The organism is Chitinophaga sp. (genome assembly GCF_036569185.1).
GTDB lineage: Bacteria > Bacteroidota > Bacteroidia > Chitinophagales > Chitinophagaceae > Chitinophaga.
The window spans coordinates 1-15,900 of sequence record NZ_DATCRD010000428.1; the positions used below are offsets into that span (position 1 = coordinate 1).

Consider the following 15,900-nt stretch of genomic DNA (forward strand, 5'->3'; position numbering starts at 1 on the left):
TCCATCCAAAAAAAAATTTAAAAAATATTTGGAGATATTAAAAAAATATCGCCACCTTTGCATCAACAAAAAACAACAAACATGTACCGCTCAATTTTTAACATACATACAAAACACCAGTTTAGCCTGATACCAGGTTATACCAGTGGCGGGGCATGTTATGCTGAAGAATAAGTTGAAATAACGAATTCGATATAACACAGGCCCCGCAAGAGATTGCGGGGCTTTTTAATTATAAATAAAACTAAAAAATACGCATGCAAATGCCTGTTTATTACATATCATTTAACAGCCATCATAGCAAACAATTGCTATCAGATGGCTATGGCTATCAATTTATTCATCAACGACACCGGTGTCGGCGAACATAAGTAACGCTTATGTATATACGTAGAAACCGGTCGTGCTGAACGCCCGGTTTTTTTATGCCTGCACGGTAACAGGTAATATAGTCCGGTAGCTCAATGGTTAGAGCGCCTGCCTTATACGCAGCCGGCTATTGGTTCAAATCCAATCCGGACTATTTATTAAAACAGCCCTGTGGCGCAATGGTTAGCGCATCTGCATTTGGAGCAGAAAGTTATTGGTTCGAGTCCAGTCAGGGTTACTAAAACATGGTGCTTGTAGTTCAATGGCAGAATATCCGGCTGTGAACCGGAAGATCAGGGTTCGAACCCCGCCTGCACCCATCATAATCCCAAAAAACACCTTAACCCCAAAGTGAGTACGGCGAAGCGGGAGTGTCGCAATGGTCTGTAAAACCATCGCCTTAACAGGCTTAGCAGGTTCGAATCCTGCTACTCACACCAACAAAACAGGATGAATAGCTCCAATGGTAGAGCAGCGGTTTGAAGCACCGCCCGTGCAGGTTCGACCCCTGCTTCATCCACCAGGCAAATTGCCAAAAGAGCTTCCTCAACAGGAAGACGGAAACAACTGCCGTTTACAGCAACCCAGGCAGGAGTATCATACTACTCCGCAGTGCAGCCGTAATAACGAACTGTATGCTGTTGCTGCAAAAACAGGGTTTCCGCACACACATAGTCTGTGGGTAAAAGGTTCGAATCCTTTCCGTCCTTGAAAAACGGTAGCTCATCTGGTAGAGCAATAGACAATCTCATAGGGAGATTAAAATCAGAAGGACTGAAAATCCTTTAACACAACAAACAAAGCCAGGGCTTACTGCCCCGCCACTTCATCAAAAGGATGATACCGGCAGGAGGGGAAACACCCAGCAAACAGGGAATATACCGGTTCCTTACCATCACTTAGCACTTCCGCCCTAACTGATGCGTAAACACTGAGCTGCACCTGTTTCCGTGTTCACCATCCGGACAGCAGCGCTGGCTTTATTATCAACACCCCAAAATGAAAGAAAATGAAAAGAGTAACCATCAACACCTACGAAAGAGGTTTGGTATTCAGAAATGGCGTATACCAGCGAATGCTGCCCGTAGGCCGCCACTGGCTGATCAACGAAGATGTAACCATCTACGATATCAATAAGCCATTCATCGCACCGGTAGAACTGAACATCCTCCTGCAGGATGCAGACGTGGTAAATGCATTGCAGGTAGTAGAAGTAAAAGAAACCGAAATAGTGCTACACTATGAAAACGGGTTGCTGAAGCAGGTATTAACCGCAGGTCGCTATACGTTCTGGAAAAATATCATCGACAACAAATTCGTTCGTGCAGATATCTCTAAAATAGCGATCACCGAAAATATAGACCGGTCTACCCTGTGCCACCGGCTGGTAGCGCCTTACGTAAGATCCATCAGCGTGGAAAACTACGAACAGGCCATCATGCTGGTAGACGGTAAGTATGCCATGACCCTGTACACAGGCGTTTACTTCTGGTGGAAAAACAATATCACCATCACCGTTAGTAAAGTTGATACCCGCCAGCTGCAGGTGGAAGTGAACGGACAGGAAATCCTGACCAAAGATAAAGCAGCATTGCGGGTAAACGCATGGGCACAGTACCGTGTAACCGATATCAACAAAGCCCTATTGCAAAACAAGGAATATGAACGGCAGCTGTACGTATTGTTCCAGCTGGCTTTGAGAGAATACATCGCTGCCCTGAACTTCGATGAATTGCTGGAAAAGAAAGATAACCTGGCGCCTGCCATCTTAAAGGCCGTCACCGCAAAAGCGGAAGCTCTCGGTACTCATGTAACCGGCTTCGGTATCCGGGATATCATCCTGCCAGGCGATGTAAAAGACATCATGAACCAGGTACTGGTAGCCGAAAAGAAGGCACAGGCCAATATCATCATGCGCCGGGAAGAAACCGCCAGCACCAGGAGCCTGTTGAACACCGCAAAGCTCATGGAAGACAACCCGATGTTGTTTAAGCTGAAGGAAATGGAGTACGTGGAAAAAATCGCGGAAAAGATCAGCAACATCAGTCTAAGCGGAAACGGTATGCTGATAGATCAGCTGCGCCAGATCTTCATCTCCAGGTAAAAAAGGTGGATCATACATTGATCCGCCTTTTTTATTTATGCAGATATAACCATCTTCCCTAAAAAATATTTTTCGGAAAAACAGTAGCTTTGCACTTATGGACGGACAATACAGAAAAGATATTTACCCTGGCCTGGAAGTGGCCATCATCCTGAAAAAAGACCAACGCAGTGGTAAAAAGACCTATGGCATCGTAAAGGATCTGCTCACCTCTGCAGCCTATCATTCCCGCGGTATTAAAGTACGGCTGGAAGACGGGCAGGTAGGCAGGGTAGTGGAAACCGATGTAGTGGGCGACGAGGACTAAAGCAACTTCAGGTCTTTCGTGATCCGGTCTATTTCCTCGTTTAAATTGGGTCCGATAGCGCAACAGGTTTTGGTAGGCACGCCGCCAAATTCCGTTAGCCCGGAGTCGGTGATCAACGTAGCATTCAGGCCGTCCTCCACCGCCTGCTGGTATACCCGCTCCAGGTCTTCTTCAGAATCTACCGACAAACAGATCTTCGTAAACCCCTTTGTCATCCATTCCGATACCTCTTCCGGGTTCCTGATATTGGTTTGTAATGTATGGCCACTGATGGTGGCATGCCTCGTCAGGAAGGCGATAGAAGCATGCGCGCCCTGTGCAATCATTTTTCCCTTGCGCATATTCAGATCCTTGCGCATCACTATTACCTGCTTAATTATCCTGGAAGACATCTCTCACGGTTTAAGCAGCTAATTTACGAAAACACCTTCATTACAAAATGATGTACCCGAAGTTGATGCGTACATACGGCTGCACCGTATTGGCATAACCATAGTCCGGTACAAAAGCAAGACCAAAGCGGCCCTCAAAACTGAAATGGCGGCCCCAGCTGCGTTGCATTCCCCAGGCTGGAGCAATAAATACGGTGCTATTGCTATAATGATAATTAGTGGCGCCAAGCGGCCTGCCCTGGTATCCGCCCCTGATACAAAAAAAATTTCCGGCATTGTTATCTATCCTTTTATTCTTTTTTGCACGGCGGGCAATGCCATAATACTGCCTGAGCTCCGCAGAAAAAACAGGACACGCTATAAAATCCCATCCCTCTCCATAATAGCTGCTGCCTGAGTAGGAAAAGCCCATGTCTACCCCTCCTTCCAGGTTAAGCGTTGAGTACTTTAACAACCGCATTTCGTAATTTGCATTCGCCCCCAACAGGGATAGATTTGCTTTTAACTGGTTGGGCTTTCTCAAGAATTCTTCCTGGGCGCTTACGTGTAAACAAACAACTAAAATAACAGTGCAAAGGGTTAGCAATTTCTTAAACATAAAAACAGAATATAGGTTTTGAATGCCCGCAATATATAGCGTTTCAGCAGAAGCAGAAAAAGTTGTACTTTAATCTTTTCAAGTGATACGGTAAGAATGCGAAACATATCCACACTCAATGATGTTCACCAGCAATTCGCCGAGTATTTTGATATACCGGCGCTAAAGCCGTATGCTTACCTGTTATCCAAAAAAGGAAGTGAAGGACATATCTGCATTCATCTCGATAAAATAGCAGAAGAAAAAAATAATCTCCCTGAATCTTATCAAAAAATAGAAACAAGTAATCAAGTACTGGAAAATATTCCACTGGTAGGCACACATGGCAACGATAAGCAGCCCTTTGTGATTTACCAGAACAGGTTATACCTGCAACGTTACTTCCGGTATGAAACAGATTTCCTCCAGCGCATCAGGCAATTCCTGCTGAAAGAGAAAATACAGCTACCTGGAAGAATTGCCCTGCTGCAACAACAACAACCACTTATCAGTAAACTGTTTGCCGGCAATAAAAACGATCCGGCCGATTGGCAGCTGGCAGCTGCCATCACCGGCGTGCTGAATAATTTTACGATCATCACCGGTGGCCCGGGCACGGGTAAAACCACCACCGTGGCTAAAATACTGGCTATCCTCTTTGCCACCGATCCGGCGCTGAAAGTAGCCCTGGCGGCGCCTACCGGTAAGGCAGCCGCCCGTATGGCGGAAAGTTTGCGTAATATGGCCATCGATGTAGATGCGCATATCACTGAAAAGTTCCGTGCGCTGCAACCGGCTACCATTCACCGTTTGCTGAAACCTGCCGGAAATAGCCCCTACTTCAGGCATAATAAAGATAACCCGCTCAACTTTGACGTAGTGATAGTAGATGAGTGCTCTATGATTGATGTGGCCCTGTTTGCCAAACTGCTGGATGCCATACACCCGGATACACGGCTCATCCTGCTCGGTGATAAAGACCAGCTGGCTTCCGTGGAAGCGGGAAGCCTTTTTGGAGACCTCTGCCAGGCACAGGAACACCTGAACCGTTTTAATACCAGCCGCCTGCAACTCATCAATCATTTTATCCCGGAAGAGAACCGTCATATTCCTGCGTCCGCCGCACAAGACGACGATCATCACCCGCTATTCCAGCACCTCGTGGAATTAAGGCATAGTCATCGTTTCACCGGCGATAAGGGTATCGGTAAATTCAGCAGGGCCATTATCAGTAATAATGCGCCGGTGATCAGTTCTTTTTTCCCGCCTTCGGCAGATGAACAGGTGGTCATTGACCCGGAAGCTTCAGAACAATTATTCGAAGATTTCATTGCCGGCTATGCCGGTTTTATTGCAGAAAAAGATATTGCTGCTGCGCTGAAACTCCTGAATGCGCAACGCGTGCTTACTGCTGTAAGGGAAGGCCCACAGGGACTACATACCGTGAACAGGAAAATAGAAAAGTATTTGTCCGATAGAAAACTGATCACCGCCAATACGGAATTCTATGAAAACCGGCCGGTGATCCTTACCCGTAATTATTATGAACATGGTTTGTTTAATGGCGATACCGGCATCATCCGTGCAGATGAAAACGGCGCGCTCATGGCCTGGTTCGAAGACAGCACCGGCGCATTAAAAACTGTGCTGCCCGGCTATATAACCCAGGCGGAAACTGCCTTTGCCATGACCATTCATAAAAGCCAGGGCTCCGAATTCGGGGAAGTACTGGTATTGTTGCCGGATACCACCGATGTACCCATTCTCACCAGGGAACTGCTGTACACCGCGGTAAGCCGTGCAAAAAACAAAGTGTATGTACAGGGAACGCCGGAAGTAATACTCATGGCTGCAGAACGTTTCGTGGAAAGAGCCTCAGGCATCGCGGCAAGGTTCAGGGAAGTGGATACATCGGCAAATTAAATTACCTGCTTCGGGAATGGCGGAGTGCTAAAGGATCTATCAATGGCATTGTTTTTAAAAGTTTCGAACTCACTGAACAGTTTATCGTCCGGGCTGGCGCAAAACCTCCGCGACGCAGGTAACAGCGTGTTCCAGCCTCACTATATCATTACCCAAACCGAGGGGATGAACAACTGGCTGAAACTCCAGCTGGCCGAACATCTGGGTATTGCGGCCAATTGCCGCTTTATGAAGCCCAACGACCTGCTGTACCAATTGTACGTCATCCTTGGCGGGCCGCATTCTGAAGTACTATCGCCCCAAAACCTCAGCTGGCTGGTATTTAAACTGCTGGGCCAGGAAGAGTTCATTGCCAAATACCCTAAAGTTGCGGCTTACTATACTGCAGACGAAACAGAAAGCGATCTGAAACGAATGGCCCTGGCAGAAAAAGTAGCCGACCTGTTCGACCAATACCAGGTATACCGCCCGGAAATGATCCAGGCATGGACCTTTACCGATACCCCGGAACTGGCCACCGCGGGGTGGCAGCACTGGCTTTGGGTAAAAGTAAAACAACTCTCCGGCGGCGCCCTGCCGGATAAAACCATTGTAGGAAATTTTATCCTCGACGCCCTGCACAGCAACAGCCAGAAATCAGGACTGGTGGCGCGTATGCCGGTAGTACATCTGTTTGGCCTGTCTATTATCACGGCCTACCATGTGAAAATCCTGCACGAGCTGTCGTCTTTTATAGATGTATATTTCCATATCATTAATCCATCGCCGGTGGTATTCTGGTTCGACGACCGGAACGAAAAACAGATAGCCCGCTGGCGGCAGAAAGGCTTAAAAGATATACAGGACGCCAAAGCCGGCAACGCCCTGCTCACCGGCTGGGGACGGGTGATACAGGACAGCTTCGGCCTCTTCTTCGCATACGATGCATTTATCAATGCCTACGAAGAAATTGATACGGTAGAACCTAAACCGGATAGCCTGCTCCATAAAATACAATACGATATTTTCAACGCCGCAGCTACCGCTGCCGACAGGCAACCAATCACCCTGCATGATGTGCGCGACGGCTCCATCACCATCAACGCCTGCTATACCATAGCCCGTGAAGTAGAAGTGCTTTACAACTACCTCGTGCACCTGGTAGCCCAAAGAAAGGAAGCTTTATCCCCCCGCGACATCGTGGTAATGGTTAGCGATATAGATGCTTATGCACCCTATATCAAAGCCGTGTTCAATAATGCACCTTATGCTTTCCGGTATACAATTGCCGATGAGAGCTACACCGATAACGATAATCTCTTTAATGCCCTGCACGCCATCCTCACCATGAATGAGGAAAATTTCACCTCGGAAGCGGTGATGCAGCTGCTCGACTTCTCCTATATCCGCAAACGCTTTAACCTCAACGACCCGGTGCTCATCCGCCGCATCATTGAGGCCGCCAATATCCGCTTTGGCATCAGCGGCAATAAAAAGGATGAAACCCATTTTGTGAGCTGGCAATACGGTATCCAACGCATTATGTTTGGTATTTGTATGAGTGGGGAAGAAGAGTATGGCAGCGGGGAAGACAGCTTTTTCCCGCTGGATATTACCGAAGGCAGCGACGCACATGATGTGATCCGCTTCTGTCATTTTGCGGAAGTGCTCATGTCTTCTATCACCGACAGGCGGCGCCCACGCAGTATTGTGGAATGGGTAGCCTATACCGAAAGAGTATTGCATAACATGGTATATGAACCGGTAGATGATATTGATGAAGACTATAACACGCTCGTGAAGCAACTCACCGCTTACAATGCACTGAATGAATTCATGAGTGAAAAAGTAACCTTCGAAGTGTTCAGCCACAGCTTCCTGGATACGCTTACCGGCAGCACCCGCGCAGGATTGTTCGTAAACGGCGGCATTACTTTCTGCTCTCTCATTCCTATGCGCAGTATCCCTTTCAGGGTTGTGGCGCTCATGGGCCTTAACTACAATAAATTTCCACGGCGGGAGAATAAGTCGAGCTTCAACCTCATGGAAAAAGACCGGCAGAAAGGCGACCGTAATGTAAAAGAAAACGATAAGCACCTGTTCCTCGAAACCCTGCTCTCCGCAAGGGAATACCTGTATATCAGCTATATCGGGAAAGATGCGAAAGACAATACTGACCTGCCTCCCTCCGTACTGGTAGATGAACTGGTGGATTATATTGAAGCCGGTACAGACACACCGGAAGCCGTTCGCAGCGAACTGATCACCCTGCAGCCGCTGCAAAGCTTCAGCAGGAAATATGCAGGTTCAGATCAACGTCTTTTTTCTTACCTGGGCAATAAGGAAACCGGCCCTAAAACTTATCTCAACGAAAATAAAATTATTACTTCCTTAACCTTCGGGGAAATTACCCTGGAAGACCTGGTCAGCTTCTTTAAAAATCCTTTCCGGGCTTATTACAACAAGGTATTGGGTATACGCTATAACGACAGCCAGCTGTTGCTGAGCGAAACAGAAATTTTTAACCTGAATAAGCTGCAGCAATGGTCGGTGAAAAATGAACTGCTGCCTGTAACAGGCGATAAAAAAAATATGCTGCAAACTACCCTGGTAAAAAAAGGGAAGTTGCCGCTTCGTAATATGGCCACCGTCGCCATCCATAAAATGGAGGAAATGGTAGTACCGGTACGCAGCCTGTATGAAGCCGTTACCAAAGGCGCGGAAGAAAAACGGATCACCATTGAGTTAATGGCAGACGATAGCCTGTTGAAGGGAAATCTCAGCGTATTTGATCAAACCCTGGTGCAGGTGTCGTGGTCGAAGAAAGAGAGCAAGTACCTCATAGAAGCCTATCTCCGCTACCTGGCGGGGAGAGCGGCAGGTGTGATTACAGATCTCTGTTTTATTTCAGGCGCCAAAAAAGAAGATGCCTTCCAGGCTGCGCCATTAACCCAGGACGAAGCATTAAAGCGGTTAACGGAGATTATAAAAGTGTATAAGTCAGGTTTCAGCAAAATAATATCCTTTTATCCCGATCTTGAATTCACAGAAAAAGATTGGGGGAATATGGATCTGAAGAAATTCAGGGATAAGATATCGGGGATGATAGACCGGCAGGAATCGCCGGACCCTTACCTTGTGCAGGTATATGAACAGGGATTTTTTGAGAAAGAAGAAGCGCTGGGCAGCTACCTGGATGTTTATGGGTTGCTGATACAACCGCTAACTACTCTGCTGCATGCCTATTTCGAAACACCAGACAAAGAGAAATGATCGATAGCATTACATATAAACAGTTTGATGCAGGTACCGTTCCGCTGGAAGGCAGCAACCTCATTGAGGCCAGCGCCGGCACCGGTAAAACGTATTCTATTGCTATACTGGTATTACGGCTGATACTGGAACAAAAGTTATCCGTCAGGGAAATCCTGATGGTTACTTTTACCCGGGCTGCTGTGGCTGAGCTGGAAGAAAGGATCCGGCTGTTTATACGCCAGGCCTATAAGGTAAGCCGGGGGCAGGAGATCAGCGATCAAAAGATCATGGACCTGGTGTTCAGCGTCATCGACTTTGATGATCCACGCCCGGTACAACAACTGCTGCGTGATGCCATCCTGCTGCTGGATGAAACATCCGTGCTCACCATCCACGGCTTTTGCCAGCAAACGCTGAATGAATATGCCTTTGAAACCAACCAGCTGTTTGGCGCCACCATGGTGCCCGATCTTACACCGGTGATTGAAAACGAGCTGAATAAATTCTGGCGCCGGAATGTGACCACGCTTCACCCCGGCCTGCTGGAGCAGATCTGGAACGAGGATATGAAAACCGAGCTGCTGAATGTGATCAAGGAACATCTCAGCGGAAAGAAATTCTTTGGTTATTCAGATGATGTACCGGATGAGATCAGCGAGCCCTTACAGGAACAATGGATCAGCGAACTTCAACAGCTGAAGGCAAAGGAACAGGAAGCCACCGAAAGGTTATACGCTGATATCACTGCGAACAGCGCCCATTGGATAGCCGCCTGCAATGCCAACCGGTACACCAAAAGCGAATGGCCCGACCTGGTAGCGGAACCGGAAGAACTGGTTAAAAGAATAAAAGCAAAACGGGAGAAAGCAAAGTTCATTAATGCTGTTTTTCCTGAAATACTGGAAGAAATAGACAAAATAGAAGCGCTTACCCAACAACTGGAAGCACATCAGCAGCTCATCCGCCGGCAACTGTACTACACCGCTATCAAAGAAATCAGTGAACAGGTGCGCGCATTCAAAGAGCGCAGCAACATGCTCGGCTACGACGATCTTATCAACAACCTGCATACCGCCCTGGTGAAAAATAATAACGAAGAGCTGATTGCTTCTTTACAAAATAAATACAAGGCGGTATTTGTGGATGAGTTCCAGGATACCGATAAAGAACAGTTCGAAATATTTGACCGGGCCTTTGGCCAGAACACCATCCTGTTCTACATCGGCGATCCCAAGCAAAGTATTTACGCCTGGCGCAAAGCAGATATATTCACCTATTTCAACGCCCGCAACAGCGTACAGCATGTATACGACATGAATCAGAACTTCCGCTCATCGGAAAATATGATCCGTGCCATGAACGTATTCTTTGAGCCTGTACCCGGTTTTCCCACTTTTGACTTTACCGGTCAGGGCGACAGTATAGATTACATCCAGGTGCACAGCCCGGAGAATAACAGGAAAGGCTATCTCTACAAAGGCAATATGCCTGATGTACCCATTGAAGTAATGGCCTGTGATAAAAAAGAATCCATCTGTAACAGTGTGGCCGCACAAATTGCACAGTTGCTGCTGAACAAGGATTATCGCATTGAAAACAAAGAAGGGCCCCGCTCCATTGTGCCCTCGGATATTGGCATACTGGTGCGCACAGGGCAGGAAGGCAGGGACATCAAGCATGCACTGGCCAAACTGGGCATCCCTGCTGTTACTATAGATGAAGCAAAAGTGCTCCGGTCTGCCGAAGCGCAGCAACTACTGCACCTGCTGGAAGCCATGGAAGCGCCGGACCGCTCGTCTATCAACCGGGCATTGCTGGGCTCATTCACCGGTTACAACAGCCATACCATCCTTCAGCTGGACGATGAAATAATGCTGGAGCTGTTTGGCAAATACCGCAACCTGTGGCAGCTCGACGGCGCCTATACCGCGCTCATGGAGTTTATTGCAGACTTCAATGTACGCCAGGTGCTGTTGGATGGCCATACCGAAAACGGGGAACGCATCATCACCAACCTGTACCAGTTATCTGAACTGGTACACCAGGTGCAGAGCCGTAAGAACCTTTCCATGCGTGACCTTATCTCCTGGCTCAAACGGGGCATTGACGGGATGACTACCGACGGTGATGAATATGCCCAGCGCGTAGAAAGTGATGAAGACGCCGTAAGCATAGTCACCATCCATAAAAGTAAAGGGCTGGAATATAAAATAGTGATGGCTCCTTTTTTGGATTTCGTGGAGAAGCAAAAAATTGATCTTGTCAGTTTCCGCGATCCTGTCACAGGCGATTACCTGGGCACACAAAAGGCGCTGCTTACCGAAGAACAGCTAAAAGCCTACCAGCAGCAACAGGAACAGGAGAACCGTCGCCTGATTTATGTAGCCATTACCCGTGCCGTATATAAATGTTACCTGTTTAAAAACTGTCATCATTCCTTTAAGGATTCATCGCTGTCCGTTTTCCTGAAGGCGCTGGCCGCTGAAACACCGGATGCCTCGTTGATACAGCTACAGGGCGCCCTGCCGGAAGCTCCTGCTGAAAACTACCGGCAACAGCTTAACAAAGGCCAGCTGGCCGTAAACAGGGCGCCGGTATCTTTCCATTTGCGAGAGCAAAACTGGCGGAAAATGAGCTACACCATGCTGGCAGCTAAACCAGAGCATCAGCTACGGCTACGCTCTTTTCAACAGGCCGACCCTTATGACAATTTTATTTTTACTACGCTGCGCCGCGGCGCCAAAACGGGTAACCTGCTGCACTTCATCTTTGAAAATATCAACTTCTCCGATAGCAGCAAGTGGGAGCACTGGCTGGAAGAAGCCATCCGGAAATTTGTGCCGGGGCAGCGGGAAGTATACCTCGAACGGCTAAACGAAATGCTGCAACATGTGATGTATTCCACTATACATGTTGATGGTGTTAGCTTCCAGCTGGCATCAATAGGAAGGCAACAGCGGCTGGCGGAGTTTGAGTTTGATTTCCCGGTACCGGTGTTTAAATCGAACCTGCTTAATAATTTGTCTGATGCCCAGGTAAGTATAAGCGTAAAGCGGTTTTCTGAATACAGCAGCCAGGAGCTGGAAGGTATTATGAACGGGAAAGTAGACCTGTTCTTTGAGCACCAGGGGAAGTATTATATCCTCGACTGGAAATCGAATTACCTGGGCAATAGTGTAGCCGATTATGATGCGAACAGCCTGGCGGCAGCCATGAATGAAAACAATTACCATCTCCAGTACTTTATTTATACTGTAGCGGTAAAAAAGTACCTGGAAAGCCGCATCCCTGGCTTTAATTATGAAAAACAGTTCGGGGGAGTTATCTATTGCTTTGTGCGCGGGGTGAGGAATACAAGCGGGCAGGGGATCTTTACTACAAAGCCGGATATTAAGAAGATCAGGTTACTGGAATCATTGCTCACAAAATAAAGAAAGCCTTCCTTCTTTCACTTTACCGGCAGGTTACAGACAATACGGATCTGGTACAATTTCCAGATGACGCCACAACCAGGCATGTTTACATCTTCCGAAAATATCGTGAAACAGAAGGGAGGCTGTATCAAAGTAATTTATATGTCTGTGAAATCTCCTTACATAAAATTACGCTGATACAGCCTTTATTCTATGGCTTTTTAAACATGCCTTCATCTACCGGCACATTATTCTCCATCTTGGTAATACTGATTTTCACTCCTACCGGTTCCTGCGAGATGCTGGCTCCATAATTATAACCATCTGCAGTTTTGGCAAAATTGCTGACATTGGTAACCAGGTCCATATGCTGGCCCTGGATTTCCAGTGAGTTGGCCATTCTCACTACATTTCCCGTAGCAGGATCTACAAAACACGTAGTAACGTTACCGTTAGTATAGGTTACCTTCACCTTCGCCAGCTTTACACCATCTACGGTTTCAGGTTCCAGCAGCTCCAGTTTGTTGCCTTTTTCACTGTAGTGGTAAAAGTCACCGGTGAGGTCCAGCTGTTTGCCCATTGCCTTGATCGTGGAGCTATCCATATCTTCTGCGGTGGTTTTGCCCATCACAGGCATCTGTACCCAGCCCCCGTTATTTGTAAGCACCTGGATGTTGGTAGTGCCCATTGCTTCAAATTCGAGGCGCATGGCTTTGTCTTGCAGCACCCATCTTTTGAAAGGAAAGTTCATTCCCTGCATTTCCATGGTGCCTTCGGCATACTGGCTTTTCAGTGCTTTCAGTTTATCAGGGCCACCAAGCGCAGCAACGTTTTTAGTAACGATATCTGCCAGGGACTGTGCCTGTGTAATGATGCCTGAAAATATTACGAGCAGCAGCAGTGCTATTCTTTTTGTGTTTATCATAAACGGTTGATATAGGTTTATTTCACACAAATTAAATATCTCCCGGAACAAAAACAAAAGGAGTCATTAAAACAGCCAAACGCCATTCATCATAGCAATACCACAGGTGGTTTCAAAGGAGTTCACATAATTATCGGGGGTTCTGTGCCACCACTGGCCCCACATAAGCCCGTTGGAATTGCGGTAGTTCCAGGCTTCGGCCGCGTTGTAGTTGAGCCAGGCGGCGTAGGTGCTTTGGTAGCTGTGGTCTTTCACAAAGCGGCAGGCCCAGCGGGCAAAGATGGCTTTGAAGCCCTGGCAGTCGTCGGTATCATATTCATCCGGCAGCAGCCCTTGTGCGTTGCACATGCTGATTTTCGTATAGTCCATCGCTTTAGCGCCCATTGCTTTGTAATTATCCGAAGGGTAGGCGTTGTGCAGCAGGCTGCAGGCGCCAATAAAAGTGCCCTGGGTGTAGGTACGGGCGCCTTCCGTAATAACGCCGGCTGCGTTCATGGCGCCTTTCACCTCGCCGGTACCGGGCACATATAATTTAGTTACCATCCAGTCCACGATTTGTTTGGCTTTGGTTTTATAGGTGGCATCGCCGGTGGCCTGGTAGAGGTACATAGCGCAAATAGCTGCGGGCGCGTTCACGCAGGCGTTCTTGGTATTGTTGGCCGTGGTCCACCAAAGGCCGCCGCCCAGGTTGGTATCCCATGCACGGTTCCATACCATGTCGAAGTTGTTTTTGGCCATGTCTTTCATACCGCCATCATTAGTGATCTGGAAAGCGCGGATGCACATTAGCGCGCCCCATATCACGTCGTCGTTGTAGATGTTGGAAGTCCAGAGCAGACCGTAGGCATCCCGCATGCCATTATACAGATATACCATTTTGTTTTTAAGATCTGCATCGTTGTTGATGTTGTAGGCATCAATCAGTGTTTCGATGGCCTCTGCCTGTCGCCAGAAATCCATCCGGCCGGTATGGTTTACATCTGAATAGTAATAGGCTTTGAAAGAGGGGCCATAGGTACCGTACTGGTGATAAAATGCGTTGTTGTAACATTGCATGGCCAGCAATGCTTCGGACTTCACCGGTTGTACGGAGTTAATGGTTACCAGGCCGGTTGTACCGGAAAGGGTGTTGTTTTCGGAAGATTTGATCATTTCCGGTTTCTTACAGCCGGTAACAATTAATGCCAGGAGGAGCACTGCCGTGCAAGTGTTGTGGAGGAGCGCTTTAGCGCAGGAAAGAGTTTTCATGTTTTCCAGTTTGTGGATTTTTGTGGGTTGTGGAATAAAACAGTGTGCTCAGCCAGTCGTATATAAAGCCAGATCAACTCAACAGGAAGGCAACTGCGCGCTCATAACAGTGGAACCGGGTTTGGCGCAGGCGCTTTTACAGAGGACAGGTATACTACCGGTAATTACTTACAACCGGTAAAAATATTTCCAGGTACGGGAACGGGCGTACGAACACCGGGCCCTCGCCGGCAGCTTTAAAGGAATACTCTCCCGGCTGTTGCATCAGACTGCTGAAGAATTCATGGAATATCTTGCAAAAAAATGTGTGAATGCAAGATTACTGGCAACAATAAGGAGTTATAATTTCAACCTGATCCGGCAAGGCAGATAGCTGCCTCCGGGGGCTGGCGGTAATAAGAAGTTATAATTTCAACTGGCTGTTGACCAGCTGAATAATTTCTTCATGGATTTCGGGAATGGGACGCATTTGCTGTGCATCATTATAGCAGGTGATCCTGTTAATGGTAGGATCAGCTGTTAACAAAGCATCATACTCTTTTTTCACGGCGAGCTGTAACGAAAAGTCCGCTTCGTGGATATCGTCTTTTCCCTGCAGGTATTCCCGGTCTTCATTTGCACGTCTTTTGGTAAGCGCAGACTCAGTGAAAGAAAAGGGGACATCCAGGTAAATGGAGAAATGAGGTTTGGGGATCTTGTTATAATTGTATTCAAATTCATTGATCCAGTTACGCAGGTATTGTTTTTCCTCATCCGACTGGAGCTTGGCGCACTGGAAAGCAATATTTGAAAGTACGTACCTGTCTACCAATACAAAATAACCATCGTTCAGCCATTCATTGATAGTGGCGGCAAACTCTTTACGGTCTTCGGCAAACAAGAGGGCTACCAGCTGCGGGTGCACATTTTTCACATCTCCGAATTCACCACGCAGGAATTTAGCAATGAGCTCACCAAACATTCCCTTGTTGCTACGGGGGAAATGTATAAACCTGGTTTTTTCATTTTTCGACTCCAGGTATTGTGTCAGCAGTTCAATTTGCGTTGACTTACCTGCGCCGTCTAAACCTTCTACCGCTATAAATTTGCTGGTTTTATCCATGATGTTGTCTGAATTAAATATGGGAAATTAATAAAAATCTCCTGTTGTTATGCCATAAATGTAAAGAGTCTGCCATGATGCAGACTCTTTACATTTATGGTGGCGAAGTTAGTAAAGTTTTTCTAAAATAGATTCGGGCATCATCCAGCAGCCTTATTATTATCTAACATTTGAATAACATTTGAAGGTAACCTCTCCAAATCTATCACGGGCAACAAACGATCAATTTGTTGGTGTTTTTCATTATTCAGTCGAACGTTAAAAAGAAGATCAGAACATCTACGAGGATGCTGATATATTTAAGAT

The 15,900-nt window shown here is 47.2% G+C and carries 10 protein-coding genes and 4 tRNA genes; 9 read left to right on the forward strand and 5 right to left on the reverse strand.

Annotated elements, in window-relative coordinates:
• Positions 1–450: 450 nt before the first annotated feature.
• The 6 genes from VIM72_RS32275 (at position 451) to VIM72_RS32300 (ending at position 2,780) form a co-directional block, all read left to right on the forward strand.
• A tRNA-Ile gene (locus VIM72_RS32275) sits at positions 451–523 on the forward strand.
• Positions 524–534: 11 nt separating this feature from the next.
• Positions 535–607: transfer RNA gene (locus tag VIM72_RS32280), tRNA-Gln, on the forward strand.
• Positions 608–720: 113 nt separating this feature from the next.
• Positions 721–809: transfer RNA gene (locus VIM72_RS32285), tRNA-Tyr, on the forward strand.
• Between the two features lie 8 nt (positions 810–817).
• A tRNA-Phe gene (locus tag VIM72_RS32290) sits at positions 818–892 on the forward strand.
• Between the two features lie 486 nt (positions 893–1,378).
• Entirely contained in the window at positions 1,379–2,473 is a 1,095-nt protein-coding gene (locus tag VIM72_RS32295) for a slipin family protein (protein WP_332006912.1), read from the forward strand.
• A gap of 97 nt (positions 2,474–2,570) precedes the next feature.
• On the forward strand, positions 2,571–2,780 hold the full coding sequence (locus tag VIM72_RS32300) for a YwbE family protein (RefSeq protein ID WP_079471660.1): 210 nt from the start codon (positions 2,571–2,573) through the stop codon (positions 2,778–2,780).
• Here VIM72_RS32300 and pth2 read toward each other — a convergent pair.
• Both pth2 and VIM72_RS32310 read right to left on the reverse strand, forming a co-directional pair.
• On the reverse strand, positions 2,777–3,172 hold the full coding sequence (gene pth2 / locus VIM72_RS32305; protein ID WP_332006913.1) for an aminoacyl-tRNA hydrolase: 396 nt from the start codon (positions 3,170–3,172) through the stop codon (positions 2,777–2,779). The genes VIM72_RS32300 and pth2 overlap by 4 nt on opposite strands.
• A gap of 40 nt (positions 3,173–3,212) precedes the next feature.
• The gene (locus tag VIM72_RS32310) at positions 3,213–3,770 is read right to left on the reverse strand and encodes a hypothetical protein (protein WP_332006914.1); all 558 of its coding nucleotides are present in this window, start codon (positions 3,768–3,770) and stop codon (positions 3,213–3,215) included.
• Between the two features lie 96 nt (positions 3,771–3,866).
• On the opposite strand from VIM72_RS32310, the gene recD reads away from it, so the two are divergent.
• From recD to recB, 3 genes are read left to right on the forward strand one after another with little or no spacing between them, the layout of a single operon-like run.
• A complete protein-coding gene (recD, locus tag VIM72_RS32315) occupies positions 3,867–5,672 on the forward strand; it encodes an exodeoxyribonuclease V subunit alpha (protein WP_332006915.1) in 1,806 nt (601 codons plus the stop codon).
• Positions 5,673–5,714: 42 nt separating this feature from the next.
• Positions 5,715–8,924, forward strand: a complete 3,210-nt coding sequence (gene recC, locus VIM72_RS32320; RefSeq protein ID WP_332006916.1) for an exodeoxyribonuclease V subunit gamma — start codon at positions 5,715–5,717, stop codon at positions 8,922–8,924.
• A complete protein-coding gene (gene recB / locus VIM72_RS32325) occupies positions 8,921–12,337 on the forward strand; it encodes an exodeoxyribonuclease V subunit beta (protein WP_332006917.1) in 3,417 nt (1,138 codons plus the stop codon). Before recC ends, recB begins: the two co-directional genes overlap by 4 nt.
• Before the next feature lie 193 nt (positions 12,338–12,530).
• Here the strand turns inward: recB and VIM72_RS32330 are convergent, their stop codons facing one another.
• The 3 genes from VIM72_RS32330 to tmk all read right to left on the reverse strand — a co-directional run bounded on the left by VIM72_RS32330 (position 12,531) and on the right by tmk (position 15,594).
• The gene (locus VIM72_RS32330) at positions 12,531–13,244 is read right to left on the reverse strand and encodes a hypothetical protein (protein ID WP_332006918.1); all 714 of its coding nucleotides are present in this window, start codon (positions 13,242–13,244) and stop codon (positions 12,531–12,533) included.
• A 66-nt stretch (positions 13,245–13,310) separates the two neighbouring features.
• The gene (locus VIM72_RS32335) at positions 13,311–14,492 is read right to left on the reverse strand and encodes a glycoside hydrolase family 76 protein (protein WP_332006919.1); all 1,182 of its coding nucleotides are present in this window, start codon (positions 14,490–14,492) and stop codon (positions 13,311–13,313) included.
• Positions 14,493–14,895: 403 nt separating this feature from the next.
• Positions 14,896–15,594: a dTMP kinase gene (gene tmk / locus VIM72_RS32340; protein WP_332006920.1), complete on the reverse strand. Its 699-nt coding sequence runs from the start codon at positions 15,592–15,594 to the stop codon at positions 14,896–14,898.
• Between the last annotated feature and the right edge of the window lie 306 nt (positions 15,595–15,900).

What these genes read in the sequence shown, in the direction of transcription:
- VIM72_RS32295 (WP_332006912.1), top strand. Translation starts at nt 1,379, where the DNA reads ATGAAAAGAGTAACCATCAACACCTACGAAAGAGGTTTGGTATTCAGA.
- VIM72_RS32300 (WP_079471660.1), top strand. Translation starts at nt 2,571, where the DNA reads ATGGACGGACAATACAGAAAAGATATTTACCCTGGCCTGGAAGTGGCC.
- pth2 (WP_332006913.1), bottom strand. Translation starts at nt 3,172, where the DNA reads ATGTCTTCCAGGATAATTAAGCAGGTAATAGTGATGCGCAAGGATCTG.
- VIM72_RS32310 (WP_332006914.1), bottom strand. Translation starts at nt 3,770, where the DNA reads ATGTTTAAGAAATTGCTAACCCTTTGCACTGTTATTTTAGTTGTTTGT.
- recD (WP_332006915.1), top strand. Translation starts at nt 3,867, where the DNA reads ATGCGAAACATATCCACACTCAATGATGTTCACCAGCAATTCGCCGAG.
- recC (WP_332006916.1), top strand. Translation starts at nt 5,715, where the DNA reads ATGGCATTGTTTTTAAAAGTTTCGAACTCACTGAACAGTTTATCGTCC.
- recB (WP_332006917.1), top strand. Translation starts at nt 8,921, where the DNA reads ATGATCGATAGCATTACATATAAACAGTTTGATGCAGGTACCGTTCCG.
- VIM72_RS32330 (WP_332006918.1), bottom strand. Translation starts at nt 13,244, where the DNA reads ATGATAAACACAAAAAGAATAGCACTGCTGCTGCTCGTAATATTTTCA.
- VIM72_RS32335 (WP_332006919.1), bottom strand. Translation starts at nt 14,492, where the DNA reads ATGAAAACTCTTTCCTGCGCTAAAGCGCTCCTCCACAACACTTGCACG.
- tmk (WP_332006920.1), bottom strand. Translation starts at nt 15,594, where the DNA reads ATGGATAAAACCAGCAAATTTATAGCGGTAGAAGGTTTAGACGGCGCA.